A 23,985-nucleotide genomic window follows, 5' to 3' on the forward strand; every position below is an offset into this window, starting at 1 on the left:
TCAATAATTAAGACTGCCTTAAACGAATAACTTTATTCTTTCTTCAGATTATCAAGGGGGATTTCCAAGTTCTTTCCATATATCCAACCGGAATAACGCATCCCTTCTTCACCCACCAATGCGATTCTATAATACCGATCTGCTACTGGCAAATCACCATCCGACTTGGCAACGTTTATTTTAAGCGTGCTTTGACCTGTGACAGACGCATCAAATTCAGTCATCGTAAACTTGCCGTCTTTGTATCCAAAGCCATCTCCTTCATCACTGTACAATTCCCCATTGGCCTGCATATCCTCATCCAGACTTACCAGCAGTGTCAGTGAATCAAGTGTATACTCCACAGTCGATTGAATTACTTGCCCCATTGGCACAATAGCTCCTGCCCGCAATTTGATATCCGGCTGGTAAGGATCATTTTCACTATCCTCCCCGACGATGGAAACTGACCTCCAACTACCTTTCGGTAAGGAAGGGTTCTCGGACCATTTGGGTACGATCACCAAATCATCTCCCCAAAGAAATGCCTCATCCTCTTTTCTCAAGGTGGTATCCTTCACGTCCGCAAAATACACTGGCCGCATAATCGGAAGACCCGATTGTGCAGCCTCATAGAAAAGAGAATATAGGTAAGGCATCAAACGGTACCTTCTTTCCAACGCAACCCGTGAGATATTTTCTACTTTTTTGCCAAGTGCCCATGGCTCTTGATCGTTGGTATTGGCTTCAGTGTGATTTCTGCTAAATGGATAAAACACCCCGACTGTAGTCCAATGCGCCAATAACTCTTCGTCTGGACTTCCACTGTAGCCACCCAGATCCGGCCCACTGAAAGGCTGTCCAGAAAGGCCAAGATTCAAAACCATTGGGGTTGCCATTTTGAAATGCTCCCAGGTAGAGGAATTATCTCCCGTCCAGGTAGCAGCATAGCGTTGTCCTCCCATGAAATTTGCTCTGGAAAGCACAAATGGACGCTTGTCTGGGTTGGCAGCAAGAATCCCCTGGCGACTGGCTTTCACCATGAGCATGCCATACACATTGTGGTACCTGCGGTGAATATCTGCCGGCAGGCCATCTCCTCCCCTATGGAGGTTATCTTCTGGCATAGTGGCTTCTGGAGTATTGAAGACGGCTGGCTCGTTCATGTCATTCCACACCCCATCAATGCCTGTAGCCATAAAATCCTTGTATAACCCGCTCCACCAGGTTCTCGTGGCTGGCCTGGTGAAATCAGGAAAGGCGCATATTCCCGGCCAAACCTCTCCATTATATTCAGTTCCACTGCTAGTCTTTATCCAATGATCACCAGCTGTACCTTGGTCATATACAAAATACCCTGGCTCCTTTTTGATCCCGGGATCTATCATCCAAACGGATTTGAAATCATGTGCATGTAAAAAGTCATTTAATTGGGCAGGATCTGGAAATGCAAGAGAATCAAAGGTGAATACCTTGTAATTCTGCATGTAGTTAATGTCCATCCAGATCACATCTATGGGCAATTTGCGCTTACGAAATTCACTGGCAATTTCCTTCACTCTAGAATCTGGAGTATAAGAATACCTACTTTGCTGAAAGCCTAATGCCCAAAGCGGAGGCATCTCCATTGTTCCTGTCAGTTCGGCCAATGCCATTACTACCTCCTGTGGACTTTCACGCTCAATGACGATAATTCTCGAAGCCGGTCCATCTGATTCTATAACGATTGGATTGGTGAGTGTAATCTTCTGCTTCCAGGTATTATCTATCAATATCCCATAAGCAGATCCGTCTTTTCGCACAGCCATGATCCAAGGGTGAGACTGATAGAGTTGACGTCCGTCCTCTCTTTTGTAAGCATAGTTATCGGTATTCCAAAGCTGTACGGTTTTTCCGTTGTTACTTAATCCTCCGAGCACTTCACCTGTACCATAAAGGTCAGTTCCCTCTTCAATAGCGATCTTGGCTATGTTTTTCCCGTCTTTTTCCGAAAACTCAGGAACAATACTCCAATTGGCAGGCACTGCTCCCAATTCTTTAGGTTCTTCCAAAAGCATCATGGAAGGAAGCATTCTTTCGGGCACAAAATTCTCCGGATAGAAAATCATGATCTCTTTACCTATTTCCTGACTCCGTGAATCTGTACAGGAGCTGGCCATTAATAGAATGGCAAAAGCAACCCAGGTATATTTTAAATAAAATCTATTCATTTTAACACTTCTTTATAGACCCCAAGGTCCCAACTCCACAACTGCCACTGGCATTGAGTTTAATTGATTTTGAATACTAAATTTAAAAATCCGGTCTGGTTAGTTTGAAAGGATCAAATACCCGTAAGCAGGTAACTCAATGGTCTGGCCTATTGGATAGGATACATTTTCCATTGCGTTTTGCCATTCGGAGTTTACCAGTTCAGTAGGGACACTTACTTCTTTTTGCCCGTTTCGGGTATTTACAATTACCAATACCTCCTGATCTTCATAGTTACGCTTGAACATCAGCACATCGGGATCATTTCCAAAACTCTCGATCCCTCCTCTTTTTATGGCATCACTGAAAAGTCTGAAATTGACAAGGGATGCATATTCGGATGCCAATTGGGGATTTCTACTCCAGTCTATGATCGTTTGATTGGAGCTGAAAAAGGGAAGCTTTTCTGTCACCCCTACCTCCTGACCACTATAGATCAGGGGAACTCCTCCCATATAAGCCGTGACTACAAAGGCTGCCATTGATCCACGAAGCCCATCAAAAAGTGCGATAGGCGTATCATCCCAAGCTGTATCATCATGATTGGTGGTGAACCGAAGAATATCTGTCTGATCCGGGGTGGAATTGTTATCTGAAAGATTTACAGGGTACAGACCGCGTACATCTGTACCATCTCGGAAGACCCTCTTCAATTCGCCATAAAAATCCCATCCAAAAGTCAAATCAAAACCTGCCGAATAAAGCTCCTTTTTTGTTGATTCAGCAAACATGATAATATCCCGATTTGGAATACTTCTCAACTCGGTGATTGCTGTTTTCCAGAAATCCGTAGGCACTCCACCTGCATAATCACACCTGAACCCATCCACATTTGCTTCAAGAACCCAATATTTCATGGCCTTAAGCATCGCTTCCCGCATATCCTGATTGTCATAATTGAGATCTGCAACGTCAGTCCAGGTTTCAGGACTGACGATTGTACCTGTCGCATCCTTGGTGTACCAATCTGAATTTTTCATCCAGACATTGTCCCAGGAAGTGTGGTTGCCTACCCAATCCAGGATGACTGCCATACCCCGGTCATGAGCACCTTGTACCAATTCCCGAAGGTCTTCAAGGGTGCCAAATGAAGGGTTTACTTTCTCAAAATCACTGATCGCGTAAGGTGACCCTATTCCTCTTTCTACGCCGATGGGATGTATGGGCATCAACCAGACCACATTCACACCTAAAGCCTGAATATCATCCAACCTCTGGGTTACTCCCTGCAAGTCTTGGCCAGCGCTAAAGCCAAAAATATTAACCTCATACATGGCAATATCCTTTGTAAGGGGAACATTGTCGAAAGGAACCCCAAACTGAACTGGATCTTTCTCTGTGGTGGGCTGAATTGTATCGAATATTATTTCATCAGATTGGCAGGCATTCAGTGAGAATGAGGTGATAAAAAGCAATCCAATCACTGCGCTTCTCAGTATTCGATGCATTAGTTTGTAGAGGTTTACTTCTGGAATTGTAAGCATGAAATATTCATTAGGTTTAAAGGAAAATAAATAAAGAGGCCAAGAAAATTCGGCTTGACCTCTCCTTTAGGTGGGCTAGTTTTTCACCAGACTATAGTTGTAAACACCAGGCTCACTGAGGTCCAGTGTAATGGTGTAAGTTCCTGATTCAGACACTGTCAAGTTGCTCAGGTCAGGATTGTATCCAAAGACCGGATGGTTGGCATACTGAATATTTCCTTCAGCATCCACCCCAAAATCCAATGCCCAGGCATTATTTGCCCTAAACTTGAATGAGCCAGCATTGCTTAATTCGGCTGTTACTTTCCAAACATTTTCTGCAGGATCAAATGTCAACTGGGTATCTGTATCCCATCCTCCCGGAGTAGCGTCCCCAAGAATTCCCCAGGTTGTTTTGGTCACCGTGTAGGTCATCTCATTCAAGTCAGCCGTTAAGTAATAGTACCCTGCAGAAGGGGCGACAAAGTTGCCCCCGGCAAAATTTGCCTCAATCAAAACACCGTCTCCCCCGTCACCGTAAGCCATAGGCTCCCAAGCTGGCTGAGCGGTAAATTTGAATTGATTGGTCTCTCCTCCCTCAGCAATATTGATGTAACCTTCATAGACATTGTTGTCTGAAGGTGAGGCGATGCGCGGAGCTGTTGAAGGGTCCCACCCTTGATATTCTCCAGGCACCCAAAGGGATGGAAAACCAGTGAATAATTTGTAGGGTGTCAGCTGAACAACAACAGGTGTAGAAAATGCATCTCTATCTACATAGGATTTAACTCTAATCACTAATGGGCTAGCAACTTCTGCCTCAAATTCCAGTTCCTGGGAAATGGTATTCAATTCCTGCTGGGTAAATGACTTTGTCAGGATATCATCTCCTGCCAGCACAGTAACTGCATTACCCCAATTAGTCGTATCGCCTACCGCAGCAAACTGAACTGAATAGGTCACAGGAGCCTCGATATAATAGTCCACAGGAGCCCAGGTCAAAGTGAGTGCTAAATCGGACATACTATCTGGGCTGAGCAATATCTGGTCATTTGAGGCCATAGGAGTCTCAGTAAATGCCACATTTCTCAGCACTGTCAGTGTGGGGTCATCATTGCATCCAACCGCCAGAGCGAGGAGCAGCAATAGACCAGTATATAAATTGATTATTCTGTTCATAATTTTTCGTTTGAGATTACCAGCCTGGATTTTGGGTCAAATTTGGATTGGTGTTTAATGCCGAAGTAGGAATTGGGAACAAGTTGAAGTGGTCACCCACTGCGGGCACCAGGTATCTTTCCTGAGTAAAGGTTCCAAAACGGATCATATCCTGTCTTCGGTGTGCTTCCCAGGTGAGTTCAAAGCCTCGCTCGTCATATATCTGCTCTAAGGTTGGGGCAGAAGCAAGACCTGAAAGACCTGCTCTCTGTCTCACCTGATCAATGAAAGGTTTTGCTGATTCAGCATCCCCAAGTCTTACCAGACACTCTGCTTTCATAAGCAATACGTCTGCATAGCGATAGATAGGAAAGTCATTTGATGCCCCTCCGCCATTTGCCGGCAGTGCAGTCCAGAACTTCGTATTTCTGGCACCTGCATTTCTGTCTGCACCTGGGTTGTCCAGGTTGTCCAGCTCTATGGCATATTCTATAAATCCTGCTGGCTGTGGACCTGAGGGGTCTGGTCCATACCGAAACTGTCTTTTACGGATATCATTGTCAGCAAATTTCTCCACATACTCCTGAGGAACCACAGATCCATTCCAGGCACCGGCACCAGCCAATAGAGTCCCATCAGTACCACCCAGACTTCTTATCATAAAAATATTTCTTCCCACCACATCCACCGTAGTGAATATTGCCAGAATCGTTTCATCATCAGGAAGCACATCACCAAACAATTCATAGTATTTGGAACCTAAAGGCAAGCTCGAATCATTTGCACTGGTATGAAGTGAAAATCCACCTTGATCGACCACGCTGATTGCATCAAGACACTCCTGCCACATCGGCGTACCGGTATAAACTTCCGCGTTTAGGTATAATTTTGCCAATAAGGTATAGCCTGCCCACTTATTAAACCTTCCATAAAGGTTACCACCCTTTGTCGTGGGCAAATCTTCCAGATTAGCTTTCAATTCAGACTCTATAAAAGCGAAAACCTCCGGTCTTGAAACCTGTTGGATCTGATCTGCAGGAAGGTTATTCTCAGTAAAAAAAGGAATATTGCCATAATCATCCATCAAGAGGTAATAGAAGAACGCGCGAAGTACCCGTGCTTCTGCAATTTTGGATTGCTCAGCATTTGCAAGCTCCAACTGCTCAATCGCAAGATTGGCAAGAAATACTGACCTATACAGCCAATTCCAGGCATTGCTATTGATGCCATCATTAGGCAACCATTCCCGCTGATACAATCTTGCAAAGTCCAATTGCCAGTCGCCGGTATTCCGGTGGGGAATTACTTGCTCGTCAGAAGACATTGAGTTGAGATCATACCAACCGTTATCCGCACCTGCATAGCCTACACCTCCCCAGTTTCCCGGAAGCTGAGCATATACAGAAGCCAATGCAGCATCAGAACCTTCAGCAGAACCGTAAAAATCTTCTGCCGCATATTTATCATACACATTCTCCCCTACATCGGTACAACTAGCCAATGTCAAAAGTGCTAAAATCGATCGTATTACTATATTTTTCATCATTAAGTCTTTTAGAGGTGATTAAAATGATACATGCAGTCCTACCGCTATACTGCGGGTTCTTGGATAAATCCCTGCATCGAAGCCGGACCCATTTCCACCAGATAAGTTCAGTTCAGGATCCAGTCCTGAATATTTGGTAAACAATGCCAGGTTGTTCCCGACTACAGAGAGTCTCATGGAGCTGATGTTTCTAATCTTGGCTGTGTTGAAGGTGTATCCTATCGCCAAGTTTTCGAAGCGGACATAATCACCTTTTTCCAACCACAGATCAGAGGCATACTGGGAGGTAAAAAGTCCTAAATTCTCAGCGCTCACCAGCATATTCGATTTGCCTAGACTTTCATACAGGCTAAAGTCTCTTCTGATTTTATTGAAAATCATATTTCCACCAGAACCTCTCCACACCATCGAGAGATCAAAGTTTTTGAATTTGACAGTGGGTGTAAATGCGTAGGTGAATGTGGGCAGAGCTGTACCGGCGATGTACCGATCCGGACTTTCATTGCCTTGGTCTATCACGCCATCACCATTCCTGTCCAGCACCAGCTCCTCATTGGTTCCAGATTCTTTGCCGTCATTTTGCAAAATGTAAAATGTGCCAATTGGCTGACCTTCTATCAGGTATGAATTGAATCCCCAACTCACATAGTTTGTATTGACTTCCACCCCTCCGATATCACCGCTTAACTTTTCCACCTCATTCCGCATAAATGTCACATTCCCAGCCAGTGTGATACTCCAGTTACTGTTGTCTAGCAGATGGTAATTCAAGGCCAGTTCAAGACCATCATTTCTTAAACTACCCACGTTTGCCGCTATAGATCCGTAAGGATATGGGGGTTGCGGAACAGCATAATTAAACAAGAGATTATCTGTAGTAGCAGTGTAGAGATCTATTGTTCCATTTATCTTATCCTGTGCAAAACCGAAATCTATACCCACATTGGTTTGACGTCTCGTCTCCCACTGTAAATCCTTATTGGCATTTTGAGTTACCTGAAAGTTTGTGATCAAACCACCATTAAAATAGGTACTCCCAGAAGCTCCCACTAGCTGTAGGGATTGCTGGGGGGAAAGCCCCTGCTGGTTGCCTGTGATTCCGTATCCTGCTCTAAGCTTTAGGGTGCTGACCAAATTTTGTCCCTGCATAAAGCCTTCATCCCCAAGTCTCCATGCTGCAGAAACTGATGGAAAATGACCCCACTTATGTTCCTCTCCAAACACAGAAGAACCATCCCTTCTCATACTGGCAGTAAGAATGTATTTATCAGCAAAAGAATAGTTGACCCGGCCCAAAAATGAAACCAGCGTACGGTCATTTTTATAGGATGAAATATCACCTGGCAAATACCTACTCACTGAGCCTAATTGCAGCGCATGATACTCGGTTAAATCATTGATAAAACCTTTAGTCTGTGCAAAATGACCTTGATAGGTTTGCCTTTGCCACTCGTACACCCCAATCGCATTGATTTTATGTTTCCCAAATTCCTTGTCATAGGACAAACTAATATCCATCAATTTCTCGTCAGTGAGGTTGGTATTGACATTTGCAATTCCCTGCTGATCAATAGCACCAGCCAGCGTAGAAGCTACTGGCGCATAATACCCAGAGTTTACATCCACTTTTCTCCAGCTACCAAACCATCCGGCTTTCAATCCGTCAATTATTTCAAAATCAGTTCTGAATGTGGTAAACTGACTGCGGGATTCACGTTCATTGATGACCGTTTCTGCTACTGCGTAAGGATTGATGTATTGAAATACATTCGGATCAAAGAAGTATTCCCCGTTTTCAAACAATACCGGGTCCGTTGGTTTGGACACATACGCGTTTGAAATCAGGTTGGAAGTAAATTGAGCTCTTCCTACACTACCTGGACTGCCGATATTCTTTCTGATACTGTTGTTCATCGTGAAAGTCATTGTCAACCGATCGTCAACGGCTTTTTGGGTAGCGGATATACTGGCGATGTAATTTTTATTACTTGAGTTAATCACCACACCATCCTGAAGAATAGCTGAAACAGATGCTCTATAGTTAAATTTTTGCGATCCACCTCCCAGCGCGACCGTGTGGTTTTGGGTCATACCTGTTTGGGTCAGGACATCGTACCAATCTGTATCTGATCCATGATCTTCAGAGAAAGGAACATTCCAGATTCTAGCCTGTTCCCTCCAGCCTTCAGCATCAAGTACATCGAGCTCATTGGCAATTTGATCCACTGAGACCGAACCCGTATATTCTATAGTAGCCTGCCCCGATTTAGATCTTTTGGTACTGACGATAATAACCCCAGGGGCACCTCTTGAGCCATAGATTGCCGTTGCAGAAGCATCTTTCAACACATCGATAGACTCTATTTCAGAAGGAGGAATCTGATTAAGTAAATCGAGATTGCCCTGTACTCCATCTATCACCACCAATGGATCACTACCTCCTATGAGTGAAGTAATCCCACGAATCCTGACCGTAGGACGGCTACCAGGCTCACTGCCAATCTGGGTGATGTTCACCCCAGCGGCACGTCCAGAGATTTGCTGAAGCGGATTGGTGATGGCCCCTTGGTTCATGTCTTCTTTGCTGATACTCGAAGTGGCCCCGGTTACATCCTTTTTCTGCTGCACGCCATAGCCTACCACCACCACTTCATCAAGTCCGAGTAAGTCCTCTTCCAAAGTGATGTCAAGAACGTTTTGATTGCCCACTACCACTTCCTTTGTAGTGTAGCCAATGTAAGAAAAGACCAAAGTGCCCATATCTCCATCGGAGGTCAAGACATATTTACCGTCCAAATCAGTCACAGTACCCTGCGTACTGCCCTTAATCAAGACACTCACACCCGGAAGGGTCATTCCATAATTATCCGAAACAGTTCCGGATATTGTTTTACTCTGTGCCAAAGCCTCAGAGAAATTGGTGCTGAAGACGATCATCAGAAAGACTGACAAACACCTAACAGCCAATCTGGTTTTTAAAATGTAGTTTTTGTTCATACCATGTTTTTTAGAATATTTTGGGAAATAGCTCCGCTACGGATTTTTCACAGGTTTAGAGCAATCCTGGTGATGGGACCAATCATGCAAAAGCCTATACCCGGAATCGATTGCAGGTAAACAGAAGAAAAGAGCAGGTAGCCGCTTAAACTAAAGAGTAAAGAAGAGTGGCCGAAGACCTCTTTCGATGGTCTACCACAAACAACTTAATCAGTGCAAGTGTAAAAATGGAGTAAGGCGGAATCTGCCTTAGAGATGGAAGTACAGGTTTCATTTTGGGTGTTGTTTTGGGTTATTATTTAACTATTCTTACCGAATCCTTTCGAGACATTCGGTAGGACTAATTTTCAGTTACACCCAGAAAATCACAAAAAATCTAATCCGTATATAGCAACTATTTAAATCAAATTTTTATAAATAGCTTATAAACAATGTCTTATAAAATAGATTTTTAAAATCCGTTAAAGAAAAATATAATGGAATTTTTGCTAATCTCTGGTCAAAAAAATCCAGGATGGAGGAGTTCAAAGGAAATGAAGGTATAAGACAAGAGGAGAGCTTTAAAAGTCACTTTAGGTAAATTGAATTTTCTTGATCTCCTTTTCGAAGTCTTCGTTGGGGATTTTTGACTTATTCTTCACACGCGTCTTATAGGTGTTAATGGTATTGACAGAATAGTTCAGAATATGTGCAATCTTATCTGTGCTATGGATCCCTAACCTAACCAGTGCATAAATTCTCAACTCTGTATTCAGGGTATTAGAGTCTTCCAATTGCACCTGATGCTCCGGTTCAAAAAGTAAATTGTATTTGGAAATAAAATCAGGAAATATCTTCAAAAATGCCTGATCAAAGGTCTGGTACATTTTCTCCCGGTCATTTTTGACATTGAAGCTATTCAGAATAGGGCGGATTTCATGCACCTTATTTTGGGTGATTTTATTGTCTATTTTTTGGCGGAAAAGCTCCATTTGGTCTATGTAATCGGAATTCGTATTAAAGAAAAACCCGATGTATTCCTCCTTGATCAGGTTCACCTCCCTCAGTTTAATATTTCTCTCGTTGATTTGATCTTTTGCGGCCTTTAATTTTTTATACTGGGTAAAAAGCACAACTAGTGACATCAGTACAACTAGGGAAAGTACGGTGACCGCAATGGCATATTGCTGAAATATTGATTTTTGCTTTTCCGCTATATTGAGTTTCTCAGTTTCTATAATGGGGCGAAGCTGGGAAATCTGAAATTTGCGTTGCAATGCCCCATATTTGGTAGCATCATCCAAGGTCACATTTAGGTATTTACTGGAAAGCTTTATATCGCCTTGTTGATAAAGAATATCAGCCAACTTTATCAATGCAAAATTCTCCTTATTTGCCAATTTTATATCCATAATAGCCGCACGGATGAGCCAGGCCATTGCCTCATCTGCGCGCCCCACCTGCTCCAGTGCATAGGAGTATGTACTTGCATCAATGGCATATTGCCTTCCCTTTAGCGTATGGTTATCAAACAGTAGGTCATAGTTTTGGACTGCCTCATCAAACTCTCCCAGTCGTATGTTCTTTAAGCCTTTATAAGAATAGTATTTGGATGAGTTTTTATCCACTACAGCTACCGCAGAATCCAGATAACTGATTCCCAAATCCCTAAAGGAATCATAGTAAATGGCCCGCTGATAGTAATCTGCCATGTCTATATATAGCCTGGAAAAAATGAAAAAATATTCAGATTGGGTTCTTTGGTCCAACTGCCTGCTGTCAATAGTCCGAAGGGTATCCTTGGTTTCACTGAAAATCCCAGCAGCCAATAACGTTGAACTGATTTTTATTCTAGCCTGAGCTATCAATTCGGGATCCTGCAAGAGCTTCGCCTGATCCAACATTGCTAAAGAAGAGTTCATAGCCTCTTCAAAATCCAAGGTAAAAACGGCTTCGTGCAAGTGCTCAAATTCGGTAAACAGCTCTAGGTGATTCTCCTCTGGAATGGCACCTATTTTATCTTTCAAATCCTGAATCTCCTGCCTTCTGATTGACTCATACTCTTCCTTACCGGCTATAGCCTCGTCTAGTTCTAAAAATAATGCTTGGTTAGATTTCTGAGAAAAGCCTAATAAAGGGAGTAAAAAGAAAACTATAAAAAGATAGCGCATCCTTAGTATACCGTAAGTTATTGTGGGTTAATTCATGCTGAATACAAGCTGCAATATAAAAGCATCAGAAGTCCTTTCTGCTTATTAAGGGGGAATTTATCAGTCAATTACCACCTAAAAAGTACCACTTTCGAAAATAAACCTAATTTCCATTTTCATATTGCCCCCATTTACTTCTGCAAATCCCCCACATTCTATGGAGCTAAGTATCTTTTTTCCACAATAACCCCGAAATCATTTTTTGAAACGGCCCCAATAACTTTGCTCCGATGACCCCTTAATGTAGCCTTGAATGAAAAGTTGATTAATCAATATAATAGAAGATTTACTAAACTCTTCAAGATGCTGGTTAAAGGCAATTTTTTTACAGTACAACAATCGTTGTCCTTGATGAAAAAAGGAAGTGCTATCGTTCTTAATACCTCTGTTGTAACTGATATGGCAGTGTCAAATTTCTCAGTCTATACCGCTGCAAAATCGGCTGTGCAATCCTATATCAAAACTTTCGCAGCTGAATGTACTGATAAAGGGATTCGGGTTAACGGGATCAGCCCGGGGTATATCAGCACCAATGGCTTTAACAATACGGATTTAGCCAGGAACAGATAGATGGTGACTAAATTGTGTCAACTTTTTTCAGGACGAGACACAGTTTCCTTTTACTCATCAGCCATGAACATCACCACAAAGTACCTGAGCGAAATTCTTTTGGAAGAAACCGGTTGGACGGCAAAAAAATGAATTGAATATCATTTAATCACAGAAGCCAAGTCTATGCTGAGCTATTCTAAATTTCCTATAAAGGAAGTCTCCTATCAGCTCGGTTATCAGGATGTATCCCACTTCACCAAAGCATTTAAGAAGTGGACACCCCTCACACCCCGTGAGTTTGGCATGTATAGTTGAATCAGGAAAAATGATCCTATTTAAAAAGCTATAAGTTGATTGTAGTAAGTTCTGCAAGGAATCATTTTTATCATCTCCATTTGCCTCCCTTCACATTAGTTCCTCTTCATGTGGAACCATCAAAAAAAAATGCAGCCCCAAAAGGGTCAATTGGGAACTGTTTACAGGCAGATTTGAGAAGGGTCGTGCTTGCTAGCAGGTCTTGCTATTCGATTATGCTTTCGTTTTTCTTTTTCAAATCAGAGCGTGCAAATAATTAGCCGAATCAATTAATCCATTTTTACGAAATCGATCCAATATCTCAAATTCATCTAAATTGGGATTGGTTCTATTCAACACCAATGCTCTAAAAGCTTCCAATGCAAGATCAGTATTTAGGTCAATGGTGTCCGTAATAAAGTCATCTGCTGTCTTTGCTGTTAACCCGAAGCTTGCCAGATATTCTTTAGGAAAATCCTTCATATTATTTGTAACGATGATGTTCGCATTGGTTTTAATTGCTGCTGCTAATACATGTCTATCTTTATCATCAGGCAATTCTAACGAGTTGACAAGTGGCTCATAATTATCAACCAATGCATCTGGGAAAGCAAGTTGAGCTTTGCTCAATCTCTTTTTAATCTCCTCGTCAGGAATGCCCTTTCGTTTCATCACGTTCTCCCATTCACAAAATATGTGCTTACTCCATTTTGGAGTGAAAAGGTCATATGAGGCAAACCAAAATAGAAGATCCCTGATATCAATAGGATAAATAACATTGGTATCAAGAACACAAGTGAATCTAACACTATGAATCATATAACCCTGTTTCTTCGTCAGCCTTCATGAGCTCTATAAGCAACTTGCGTTGTTTGGCTTTCATTTTTCTTTTATAATCAATTATGTCTTGATATTTGATTCTTCTGTGCTTACCAATTTTTGTATAGCTGATTTCTCCGGTTTCAAGTAATTTTATCAAATGTGGTCTTGAGCACCCTATATGCTCCGCAGCTGCCTGGGTAGTAATTTCAGTTGCAATTGGAACTATAGATATCGGTTTACCCTGGCTGGTTTCCTTCAGAATTTTAGCTAGAAGTTGCAGTGCTTTCAAAGGAATCTTGATTCTCTGGTTAGTCTCTTCGATTTCAATTTCAGGGTAATCAGAATGAATTTGATCCAATGCTGCGGCTAAGGCATCATAAGATTCCATGGCTGTTTTTTGCTCTTCTTTAGAAGGTCTTTCTATGTTATCAATGTTGTTCATGTCGATTCACTTTACAGTGTAAATATACGAAACAATCGAAACTATTTTCGTTTGTTTCGAATTTATTTCAATGGAAACTTTATCACCTTCCGATAGTTCTTTTTTAGACTAATCCACATGCTGTCTAGTGCCCCGGCTTGGATTTATAACATGCTAATGCAAACCATAGAATGAACACCCATTGGCTTAACTTATCAAAAGAACGAAGTATAACCATCCTTAACCAAGCAACTGAACGGACAGGACTTCCCGCCGTGGCCATCCAAAAAGATTGGTGATTTAATACATCATAAGCCTCACTTTTAAGCCTCAAAAATCCTATCACTAATCTAAATCACAAACAATTATAAATCTAACTTACTCCCCATTCGCTGTTCGCGATTTGCAAACAAAGAACACAGCGCTAATAACCGACGGCACCTGCAAGTCTGCTGAATACAATTGTCAAAATCATTTCTTCACTTTCTTTTTCCTGCCCCTCCAAATCAGAAAACCCGTAACCGGCAAAAACCAAACTGGCAAAAAAAGCTAAAATTTTGCCAGGAAGACCTAAAATACTTCCTATATGAATATCATAGTTTATGAACTTATTTTTTCCCCATTGTTTTTGTCATTCCAGGTGGTCGGCTTTAAGTGCTTTCCTGTGTATTGATCGAAGTACATAGCTATCGTCAAAGCGGGATTTATAATTTACAAATACCGTTAGTGGCGAAATTGAATCCGTCGGTATGGTTAGCAGATATCGGACGGCATTTGGGAAATGTTCCTGTGCTTGTTCATATACCAGATCATCAGGTCTGTCCGTAATGCGATTAACCGGGTCAGAAGTGCTGATTTCCTGCACAGATTCAATGGTTTTGCCCCCATTTGCTATCCATGAGACACTATTGTACAACCAGTCAAAAGCCCATATCAATCCGGTAAGTGAAATCAGTCGTGCAAAAATCATCAGGTAGTAGCCAAGAATATTATGCAAATCGTAGTTTTTACACCTCCATTTGGTAGTTGATTTCCATCTGAACCAAAAACGCTGTTTCGCAGCACTCTTGTTTTTGGCCACCAAAGTATCAGCCCGGTGACCAGGGATAGTATAAAAATTAAAGTGGCGATTCCTACAATGGGTTAACCGATCTCGGTCTTCAGCAGCAAGCTCCAATGAAGCCACATGACTACCCGAAAAAACTCAAATTCGCTTTTCTTTATCCTGAGTACCTCTCCTGAATATTGATTTACAAAAGCATCCTGACGGCCCTCTATGCCTTCCCAGTACCAAAGTTTAGGTTCCATCGTCTTAACTGCATAAGACCGAAACATATAAGAACGAGCTTTGTCGTTATACACCACGATACTGCTGACAGGGGATGTGTTTCCAAGAGCGCTTTCTGCGATTTTCAATAAATCATGATATCCTAAGCTATCCGAATTGCAAATTCTATTTTATAAAAAGGTGTAGATACAATTCACACTTATGCCTTTGGTCAAACCTCACCTAAAGGGCTACTCTTAATAAAATCACCGCGGTCAGCCTCGCCTATAAACCGAATAATGAAACAGATAATATTCAGAGCCAAAACCGTTTGTTATAACCTCTTCAAAGACAAATTGGTATCAACTGCCAGTTAGAACTTATTTGGCTACTGCACTTGCGGATATACATAATGATTTATTAAACTATCAAGGTAATCAAATTTAACCTCATTTATCTCAAGTGGAAGTATATTGGTTGAAAAGTATTTTTCACCATAAATTGAAACACTTGGTAAAATAGTTTTGTCAAAAATAGCTTTATAATCGTCATAAAAAACTGAATCAACAGATAAAGAAATATCAATCACCTCATTATCAATAGACACAATTACAGACACAAACTTCTTATTAACATTTAGGGATTTATAATCATAAATACTATATAGATAGGTACAATCATTCAGTTTAAAATCATAAGTAGAATAGTCATTTAAGATGACATTCTTATGACTAAACAGAGAATTTGTTTTATCAATATAGTTATAAAAATTATTTGAAGAAGTTCCATACACCCTATTAATCATTAAATAATTCCCAAAACTATCAATTTTTACATATCTATAATAGTCATCATTATCAGTCAACTTCCAATCATTTGGAAAACAAACACTAAGATCTTGCTTTTCCCCAATACAACTGACATTAGAGTCATTTTGACTGCATGATATTGAAATTAGAACAAAAAGAACTGCGAAATTACTTTTCCTAATTTTGACCTGCTTCAACTTCAACTCCAAATCCAAAAGAAGGCAGGTTAAATTCAAAAACAACTTTAAAACCTTCTGACACTGTAGTTTGATCTCCATTTTCTCTTCTTTAAAGAATTTTGAAAAATTACTTTTCCCAATTTTAAGTTCCCACCCAGTGGAAATATCGCAATTTCCTAAATCATTTGAGGAAAATTACACAACATTCACATCTAAACCCCAGCCAGTATCTACACCCACTCTTCGAAAAGATTCGGTAATATTATATAATCCATAGTCCGGGTGAAGAGGATGTGTTTCTAATCCTTCTAATTCAATATGAGAAGTTACTTTATAATTTTACTAAATGCGTAGGGACTATTATGGACAAATTTGTCAGCTATCAGCCATTCAAATTCATTGATGTTGTTCTTTTTGCAGCTGGCCATAAAAGAGTACATCCCTGCAGCCACCTCTACTGCCTGATGGGATCGACGAAATCCTTAATTTATACACTTCGGAGCCCCGAAGACTTGTGGCCTTAGCGTTAAAATGCTTTAAGTTAGCGAGAATGCTGTAATTACATGTGTTGAAATACATGGTAAGAATTTTACAAATGCCAAATTGAATTCTAACAATATCAGTTCGGATTGGAAAGATCTTCTTAAGAACTGATTTCAAGCTTATATCCTTTGCCTCGTATAACAACAATATTTATGTTCGGATCTAATTCCAGTTTTTTCCTGAGTTTGGATATAAACATATCAAGGCTGCGGCCCACTATAACACCATCGTCTTCCCATATCTCTTTTTGTATTTGGCTCCGCTCTATTGCCTGGTTAGGAGACAATGCAAAAATGTGGAGTACACGTGTTTCAGTTCTGGTCAGGTCGATGGTCTTTCCATTTATCATGAGCTTGCGGGTCTCTGCATCGAATGACATGGATCCAAACCTAAACAAATCCTTATTTTGACTGTCGGGTGAGGCCTTCCCAGGCTGGACATAGCTCAAAAAAATGAAGCCAACAAATCCTGCAACTAACAGGCCACCCAAAAAATATTGATTCTTTGCCGTAATGATACCCGCAGGCTTAAATTGGATGTTGACCGTGTAACATCCCATAGGTTGCCTTCTTCCTTTGCAGGCTATAATGTCATCTTTCTTGTTTTTTGAAATAGCATATCCAAACATCACACTGGCATTATCAGGGCTCACTACGTTTACAACATAATCACGTGCAAACGGACCTTTGGCTAACAAACGTTGGATCGTATTTACCAGGGAGTCGGGTTCAAAACTAAGCTCATTCTCAAAACTGATCTGATATTCATTTTCGGCGATCTTTTTTACCGGAAGCACCCGTGATGTACTGTCGCCTGACTGTAAGAGCAGTTCATGCCCGATTCTGCGAAGTAAAACCTCCTGCCTGGCAAGATCAAAGTCATCACTGCCCAACATGCCGAAACCCAGAAAGATCAAAGAGATAAAGATAAGTAGTACCGATCCCAACAGGTAGTTGCGTTTCCCCGAGAAGAGATTTCTGCTGTTGGACATACTATTTACGATTTATTTACAAAAGTTACATTTTTATTTACAATCAGGATTCTCCGCCCTGAAATATATCAAAGTAGATTCGCTAAATCAATTTTGACAGGATATGAAACCATCATGAGTTTGCCGAAACCCGCAGGCATGACTATTAGATCATGATCTTCATCACCATTAAACATAAAAACTATAGAGATGAAAAATAAAAAAAACATCTTAGGAGGTCTGATTATTCCGACCATTCTCCTGGTATTATTTCTACTAAATTCTTTTGTACTAAAAGAAAAGAAAGCAGGAACGGAAACAACCACATGGGTTAAATCATTTACAGGAGAGTCACTTCGTGAGAAGTCGTTGATCGATCCATCCGCAAAAGATTCAATATTTAACCCAAATAGAAATAAATCGGCACTTGCCAACATCGTTTTCAAATCAACTGATGGCGGACAAACCTGGCAGGACATTAGCGAAGGACTGCCTGAAGTTGAACAGCCTGTAACCTTTTTTGCAGGAGAGTCAGATCTCTATTTACGCGCAAAAAATGTAATGTATCGCAGTAAGAGTAATCTTAAAATCCCTGTTTGGGAAAAAGAGAATGTTCCTGATCTGCAAAGTGCTTCGATAGCTTTCAATCATTCCGGCGTCATGGCCTTCAATTATGAAGGACAGATTTATCAAAAGATGCCCGCTGCAGAAACCTGGCTACCGATACATACAAATTTCGCTAAACATTCAATGCGAACTATTTTTGAAACATCTGAAGGAAACATATTCCTCGGTTACGACCACGGTCTTTACAAATCTACCGACAAAGGAAAAAACTGGAGACAAGTACAAAATGAAGGCTGGGTAATGAATATCGAGGAATCAGAAGGAGTGCTCATTGCGACAGGTCAAAAAGGTATCATGCGTTCGACAGATAATGGTGAACACTGGCAATGGGTAATCAGCGAGGGTGGCGTGGGAATAGCGGTTGAACGAATAAAAGGAGGATTTGCTGCTATATCCTACAACACCAAAACCAAATCAAGAAGGATACGCATTTCATTGGATCGCGGAAAAACCTGGCAAGCCATTGATGAAGGACTTAGGCCTTCTATGTTCATTTCATCGATCAAACAAATGGACAACTATTTAATAGTCGGTCACCCGGATGGCATATTCCGGTCATCTGACATGGGGAAAACCTGGAATAGTGTTCATCCGAGTGTTGATAAGGCAGATAAAACCGGGTTTAAATTTGTAGCAACATTGAATAGTGAACCTAGAAATGTATTTAGGATATATGTTTCCGGTAATGCATTGTATGCTTTGGCGGGGAGTGCTGGATGCTAAGAATTATCAACAGGAAGAATATTTTGTTTGGCGCTTAAGGTGTGGTGAATCATTATGATGGAAAGACCATCACGGACTTTAAAATAAAGACATTCAAAAAATATAATTATGAAGTACACATACGTCCATACTTTATTCTTAATGTTTGTTTTGCTCACCTCCTGTAGACAAAACCAAACGAAGGAAACAAAAGAAACTACTAACCCTATAGTAAAAGAAATTATCAACCCTATAGTCATCAAGCCCGAAATCAAAGACTCAATCACATCATACGTTTGGGATATCAAGCAAGATAGAAATGGGAACATTTGGTTTGCAGCAAGTGATGGCGTTTATCGATACAATGGGAAATCGTTTATTAATATCACAGGTAAACTGATCTCAGTTTACATTTTTTCTATTTTGGAAGATAGCAAAGGAAATTTTTGGTTCGGCACCTATGGCTCAGGTGCTTATTATTACGATGGAAAATCCTTTCAAAATTTTACAACCCAGGATGGGCTTGCACATAATTCGGTAAGGCCCATTTATGAAGATAAAGATGGTATTATTTGGCTTGGAACCGAAGGTGGAGTGAGCCGTTATGATGGGAAATCGTTTCAAAATTTTACAACCTCGGATGGACTGACCAATAATGATGTTCATGCTATCGTTCAGGACAAAATGGGGAGAATTTGGTTTGGAACACGAGGTGATATGACCATTTATGATGGAAAAACATTTACCACTCTTACCGATAAAGACGGCAAAACTTTCAGAAACGTTTGGGCTATGATCAAAGACAAAAATGATAATATCTGGTTCGGTGCCGATGCTCTTTGGCGCTATGACGGCAATGCCTTTACCCAAATTGATCAGATGGGTGCTGGTGTTATAATCAATGATAAAAAGGGAAACGTCCTGACAAGCATAGGTGGCCCCATTTATCGTTATGATGAACAGTCATTGTCTGATAAAAAGCCAGATGTAACAGTAATAAAAACAAAATATGAAGGGCGTAGTATGCCTTTTGGAATGTTAGGGGCTGATGATGGAAGTATTTGGATTAGATCTGCACGTTATAGTTATGATGGAAAGACCCTCACACCGTCAAAGTAAATCCGATAACTTAATTCTAATAGAATATGAAAAATAAAAGAAACCTTTTGTCCTGCCTGATGATCCTTTTAACAGGAGTAAGTTATTTTGCCGTTCAGGCTCAACAAAAAAATGACACTCATCGCGCCAACTTTTCCGGTGAATGGAAATCCAATGAATCGATAAGTATGGACGGAAATATTGTTTGCATATATGACTCGGATGATCGTATGCGCTCCAAAACGATGAAAATAGCAGAGCAGGCAGATTTTCTAACTATAGAAGTACCAAACCCATCTCCTGACGTAGCCCTGGCTACAAGCAAAGAGAAATTGGTCTTCGACGGTAAAGAAAGCCAAATTGATCATGGCCCGGAAAGAGGGAAGAAGTTTACCGTAAAGTGGTCAGCTGATGGACAAACTATGACTGTTAACTCACTTGTACACCTGATGATCCATAGTCCTTATAAGGAAAATCCTCGGGAACAAATGCTTGTTTCCGTAACAGAAGTTTGGAAGTTGAGCAATGATGGCAAGTCTATTATTGTTCAGGCCAAAGCAAAAGCAAATTCTGAAGAAAACGAGCGTTCCTGGACAACCGTATTCGATAAGGCCAATTAGTATTCAACGACGTATTTGTGCAAGCCCGACGCAGTTCGGGCTTTTTTAAACCTGCTTGTTTCTAGGTGTTTGTAATCATTTATCCACAATCAACTATTTTACTTTTGTAGTTAATTGGGACTAATGTTTTTCAAATGGTGCAACTGCATAAACACTTTAATGGTCTGAATGTTATAATGGCTGAATGTTATCTTTTGGCTAAATCCCATAATGCTTAGCTATTACAGTCAGAATCATAGCCCTCATAGAAGCCTTAGTTACCCTGCCAATCTCATAATTCAGCTTATCGGATATTTCAGTTGGAATCCAGAAGGAATAGATTTCACATCCTCGGTGTCAAAATCTTTACTAGTACTTTTTATTTTTGCTGCTGTTTAGGTTCTGAGTTTATCACCATTCCCATAACTCTTTGTTTGGCTCCCAGGTTTTTAATTGCCTTTGCTGGGGTCGTTTAGCTTCTAAGCCATTTTGTGATTAGTTTAGTTTGGTGATATTCCTCGAGTAACATTTCATAATCCTTAGCTCCTTTAGGTTCAGGTGCATAATATGCTTTTTTCCTACAACCAGGCTTTCGATTTTCCATAAAATATTCATAGCCCGCTTGATGGGACCGACGAAATCCTTAATTTGATCACAGCATAACCCCGAATTCCTGTGTACAATGGCTATATAGACGCAATAAGGTCGTGAGAGTGATGTAACTACAGGTGTAAGCTGTAAACTACAAGCAAGCACCTCATTAAAACTTGTTTAGCTTTAAACCAAACAAATAAAATTATTCAATGAAAAATTTGCCTACCTACTAGTAGGTATATATATTTGCATAATGAATACGAGAGACAAAATTATTTTGATTGGAGATACCTTAATTAGAAAAAGGGGATATAATGCATTTAGTTTCAGCGACATATCCAAAGAACTAAATATAAAGAATGCATCTATTCATTATCATTTCCCCACCAAAACCACTTTGGTAATAGCTGTTATTCAGAAACATCTTATGCTTTTGGAAAAATTCAAACAAAATGTTACAGACGAAAATGCAATTCAGAAAATTATAAAATTTCTCTCTGTTTATACCATTGCAAAATCCGAAGGAAAAATCAGTGTTTTAGGCTCATTGGCAAATGATTATTTCACATTTGAACCCGAAGTGCAAACAGAATTGAAGATATTAACAGACAACACGCTCAATTGGCTTACACATACTTTGAAAGAAGGTAAGAGAGATGGGATTTTTCAATACAAAATGACAGACAGGAACAAAGCACTTATGATTATTACCAATATACTTGGTGCAGAGCAATTATCCCGGGTTACTTATCAACACGATTTTCATAAAATTAAAGAGAACGTCATAGACGATTTAACAAAATAGTAAAAATGAAAAGAGTAGTCATAACGGGATTGGGAGCACTAACGCCAATCGGAAATAATGTAAATGATTTTTGGAAATCATTAGTTAATGGAAAAAGCGGTGCAGCACCCATTACAAAATTTGATACCAGTAAATTCAAGACAAAATTTGCTTGTGAACTCAAAGACTTTGACCCATTAGACCATATCGAAAAAGCGGAGGCAAGAAAATATGACTTGTTTACGCAATACGCTGTAATTTCAGTCGAAGAAGCAATTAAAAATGCGAACATCAATTTTGAGATATTGAACAAGAACAGGATTGGCGTTATTTGGGGTTCGGGAAATGGTGGTATCGGTACATTTCAACAACAGGTAACTGAATTTGCACAAGGGAACGGCACACCACGTTTCAATCCCTTCTTTATTCCGAAAATGATTGTGGATATTGCTTCGGGTATCATTTCCATAAAATACGGACTTCGGGGAATAAATTTCACAACCGTTTCAGCTTGCGCTACTTCAAACACGGCAATCATTGACGCATTTAATTATATCCGTTGGGGAAAAGCAGATATGATAATAACAGGTGGTTCGGAAGCACCTATCAACGAAAGTTCTGTTGGCGGGTTCAATGCTTCAAAAGCATTATCAACACTTAACGAAAATCCGCAAATTGCCTCACGTCCGTTCGATATAAACAGGGACGGTTTTGTAATGGGCGAAGGAGCAGGAGCAATCATTTTGGAAAGCCACGAACACGCCATAAAACGGAATGCACCAATCATTGCGGAAATTATTGGCGGTGGAATGGCGGCAGATGCCTATCATCTTACGGGAACGCACCCCGAAGGCGAAGGTGCATACTTGGGAATGCTTGCTGCATTGGAAGATGCAAATATCTCTGCAAATGAAATTGATTATTTGAATACACACGCCACATCAACACCACAAGGCGACACAAGCGAATTAATAGCAGTAGAACGGGTTTTCGGCAGACAAAGCAAATTAAACATTAGTGCAACAAAATCAATGACAGGACATTTGTTAGGTGCAGCGGGAGCTGTTGAAGCGATTGCATGTATTAAAGCTATTCAGAGTAATATTGTTCCGCCAACAATCAATTCAGTGGATATTGAACCCGAATTCAAAAATATATTTAACTTGACTTTACACCAGCCGAAACAAAAACAAGTGAACCACGCAATGAGCAATACTTTCGGTTTTGGTGGACATATTGCGACAAGTATTTTCAAAAAATATATGGAATAATGGCTACCGCTAATTGAGTAGACGGCCTGACCAACCTTTAAGTTAGCGAGGTGCGACTCACCTCATCAGAGCCAGCACTGCCCCGGTTTTGTTTTACCCGCACATAAGCCTTCTGAATGACGTCCTTTGAAATACTAAATGGTTTTGTTTTGATCATTTCAGTACCTCCTGTGGCGTGACCATAGTTCTTTGTGATAAAACTGGATAATACATCCCTTTTGCTCCATCTCCATTACAGAGATTTCATCACTACTACGGGATATTCCGCCCGCGTGCTCCGCATCGGTACTTTTGCTCTTGTGGGTTAACCACTTGAAGGTTTCTCTTAACATCGGGACGAAACGTTCTAACGTTTCGCTTAAATGCCTGTACTAGGTTCACGCCACCTATACGCCGGATGCCACCGAAGCAGTAATCAGGTTTCCCTTCGGTTTGTCCCAAGGTAAATCCAAGACCTTGGTTTCGACATCATCTAATGAGCTTTCGACGCTGCATCGATAGTTCGCTTGCGCTCGCCTCCCTAGTACACAGCTGATACTTTTAAGAATATCCTTGTGCCTATCGCTGCTCTATCTACTATTTTGGCTTATCTCTGGAAATCAGAGCTTAGGATTTCGGCATGATGTGTTACCCCATCCAGCCTCATAGCCTCAATATAGAGTTCCTGTTCTTCAGTACAGACATTTCACCAGTTGGAACTTGAAGAAAGAGAAAAATCAAAGTAAGAAGAAAGGATAGACCCGGATGCAAATCCCTTATCCTCCTTTGGACTGGGCGATGATTTTACAGAAGAGCTCATAAAAGTCATCTGTAAAAAAAAAGTGACAGTATCTCTCGCAACTAAAGGAAGTGCCTGCTATTCAACCCTTCA

The 23,985-nt window shown here is 40.7% G+C and carries 19 protein-coding genes; 7 read left to right on the forward strand and 12 right to left on the reverse strand.

Features of this window, described 5'->3' with window-relative positions:
* Nucleotides 1-32: 32 nt before the first annotated feature.
* The 6 genes from AS141_RS23530 to AS141_RS23555 form a co-directional block, all read right to left on the reverse strand.
* Nucleotides 33-2,189: a TIM-barrel domain-containing protein gene (locus AS141_RS23530; protein ID WP_057940165.1), complete on the reverse strand. Its 2,157-nt coding sequence runs from the start codon at nucleotides 2,187-2,189 to the stop codon at nucleotides 33-35.
* 99 nt (nucleotides 2,190-2,288) lie between these two features.
* Entirely contained in the window at nucleotides 2,289-3,677 is a 1,389-nt protein-coding gene (locus AS141_RS23535; RefSeq protein WP_198293598.1) for an alpha-amylase family glycosyl hydrolase, read from the reverse strand.
* 111 nt (nucleotides 3,678-3,788) lie between these two features.
* Nucleotides 3,789-4,871, reverse strand: coding sequence for a SusE domain-containing protein (locus tag AS141_RS23540; RefSeq protein ID WP_082632407.1), 1,083 nt, complete (start codon nucleotides 4,869-4,871; stop codon nucleotides 3,789-3,791).
* Between the two features lie 16 nt (nucleotides 4,872-4,887).
* Nucleotides 4,888-6,393, reverse strand: a complete 1,506-nt coding sequence (locus tag AS141_RS23545) for a RagB/SusD family nutrient uptake outer membrane protein (RefSeq protein WP_198293599.1) — start codon at nucleotides 6,391-6,393, stop codon at nucleotides 4,888-4,890.
* Nucleotides 6,394-6,414: 21 nt separating this feature from the next.
* The gene (locus tag AS141_RS23550; RefSeq protein WP_057940169.1) at nucleotides 6,415-9,393 is read right to left on the reverse strand and encodes a SusC/RagA family TonB-linked outer membrane protein; all 2,979 of its coding nucleotides are present in this window, start codon (nucleotides 9,391-9,393) and stop codon (nucleotides 6,415-6,417) included.
* A 572-nt stretch (nucleotides 9,394-9,965) separates the two neighbouring features.
* A complete protein-coding gene (locus AS141_RS23555) occupies nucleotides 9,966-11,543 on the reverse strand; it encodes a DUF6377 domain-containing protein (protein ID WP_057940170.1) in 1,578 nt (525 codons plus the stop codon).
* Between the two features lie 300 nt (nucleotides 11,544-11,843).
* Here AS141_RS23555 and AS141_RS23560 point away from each other — a divergent pair, with 300 nt between their 5' ends.
* A complete protein-coding gene (locus AS141_RS23560; protein ID WP_198293600.1) occupies nucleotides 11,844-12,152 on the forward strand; it encodes an SDR family oxidoreductase in 309 nt (102 codons plus the stop codon).
* A gap of 147 nt (nucleotides 12,153-12,299) precedes the next feature.
* Nucleotides 12,300-12,449 carry a helix-turn-helix domain-containing protein gene (locus tag AS141_RS26170; RefSeq protein ID WP_262481013.1) on the forward strand — a complete coding sequence of 50 codons (150 nt, stop codon included), beginning with the start codon at nucleotides 12,300-12,302 and terminating at the stop codon, nucleotides 12,447-12,449.
* 234 nt (nucleotides 12,450-12,683) lie between these two features.
* On the opposite strand, the gene AS141_RS23565 is transcribed toward AS141_RS26170, so the two are convergent.
* The 6 genes from AS141_RS23565 to AS141_RS23590 form a co-directional block, all read right to left on the reverse strand.
* Nucleotides 12,684-13,247: a PIN domain-containing protein gene (locus AS141_RS23565; RefSeq protein ID WP_057940172.1), complete on the reverse strand. Its 564-nt coding sequence runs from the start codon at nucleotides 13,245-13,247 to the stop codon at nucleotides 12,684-12,686.
* Entirely contained in the window at nucleotides 13,237-13,692 is a 456-nt protein-coding gene (locus AS141_RS23570) for an excisionase family DNA-binding protein (protein ID WP_057940173.1), read from the reverse strand. The genes AS141_RS23565 and AS141_RS23570 overlap by 11 nt, the downstream gene beginning before the upstream one ends.
* Nucleotides 13,693-14,302: 610 nt before the next feature.
* Nucleotides 14,303-14,857, reverse strand: a complete 555-nt coding sequence (locus AS141_RS23575; RefSeq protein ID WP_082632409.1) for a PepSY domain-containing protein — start codon at nucleotides 14,855-14,857, stop codon at nucleotides 14,303-14,305.
* Nucleotides 14,815-15,087, reverse strand: coding sequence for a hypothetical protein (locus tag AS141_RS26710; protein ID WP_057940175.1), 273 nt, complete (start codon nucleotides 15,085-15,087; stop codon nucleotides 14,815-14,817). The genes AS141_RS23575 and AS141_RS26710 overlap by 43 nt, the downstream gene beginning before the upstream one ends.
* 239 nt (nucleotides 15,088-15,326) lie before the next feature.
* Nucleotides 15,327-16,025, reverse strand: a complete 699-nt coding sequence (locus tag AS141_RS23585; protein ID WP_057940176.1) for a hypothetical protein — start codon at nucleotides 16,023-16,025, stop codon at nucleotides 15,327-15,329.
* Between the two features lie 544 nt (nucleotides 16,026-16,569).
* The gene (locus AS141_RS23590; RefSeq protein ID WP_057940177.1) at nucleotides 16,570-17,460 is read right to left on the reverse strand and encodes a winged helix-turn-helix domain-containing protein; all 891 of its coding nucleotides are present in this window, start codon (nucleotides 17,458-17,460) and stop codon (nucleotides 16,570-16,572) included.
* 189 nt (nucleotides 17,461-17,649) lie between these two features.
* Here AS141_RS23590 and AS141_RS23595 point away from each other — a divergent pair, with 189 nt between their 5' ends.
* The 5 genes from AS141_RS23595 to fabF all read left to right on the forward strand — a co-directional run bounded on the left by AS141_RS23595 (nucleotide 17,650) and on the right by fabF (nucleotide 23,114).
* Nucleotides 17,650-18,789, forward strand: coding sequence for a WD40/YVTN/BNR-like repeat-containing protein (locus AS141_RS23595; protein ID WP_087149462.1), 1,140 nt, complete (start codon nucleotides 17,650-17,652; stop codon nucleotides 18,787-18,789).
* Nucleotides 18,790-18,897: 108 nt separating this feature from the next.
* Nucleotides 18,898-19,887 carry a ligand-binding sensor domain-containing protein gene (locus tag AS141_RS23600; protein ID WP_082632410.1) on the forward strand — a complete coding sequence of 330 codons (990 nt, stop codon included), beginning with the start codon at nucleotides 18,898-18,900 and terminating at the stop codon, nucleotides 19,885-19,887.
* A gap of 26 nt (nucleotides 19,888-19,913) precedes the next feature.
* The gene (locus AS141_RS23605; RefSeq protein WP_057940179.1) at nucleotides 19,914-20,486 is read left to right on the forward strand and encodes a hypothetical protein; all 573 of its coding nucleotides are present in this window, start codon (nucleotides 19,914-19,916) and stop codon (nucleotides 20,484-20,486) included.
* An 826-nt stretch (nucleotides 20,487-21,312) separates the two neighbouring features.
* Nucleotides 21,313-21,864: a TetR/AcrR family transcriptional regulator gene (locus AS141_RS23610; RefSeq protein ID WP_057940180.1), complete on the forward strand. Its 552-nt coding sequence runs from the start codon at nucleotides 21,313-21,315 to the stop codon at nucleotides 21,862-21,864.
* A 5-nt stretch (nucleotides 21,865-21,869) separates the two neighbouring features.
* Nucleotides 21,870-23,114: a beta-ketoacyl-ACP synthase II gene (fabF, locus tag AS141_RS23615; protein ID WP_057940181.1), complete on the forward strand. Its 1,245-nt coding sequence runs from the start codon at nucleotides 21,870-21,872 to the stop codon at nucleotides 23,112-23,114.
* Nucleotides 23,115-23,985: the final 871 nt, after the last annotated feature.

Source organism: Algoriphagus resistens (genome assembly GCF_001442615.1).
GTDB lineage: Bacteria > Bacteroidota > Bacteroidia > Cytophagales > Cyclobacteriaceae > Algoriphagus > Algoriphagus resistens.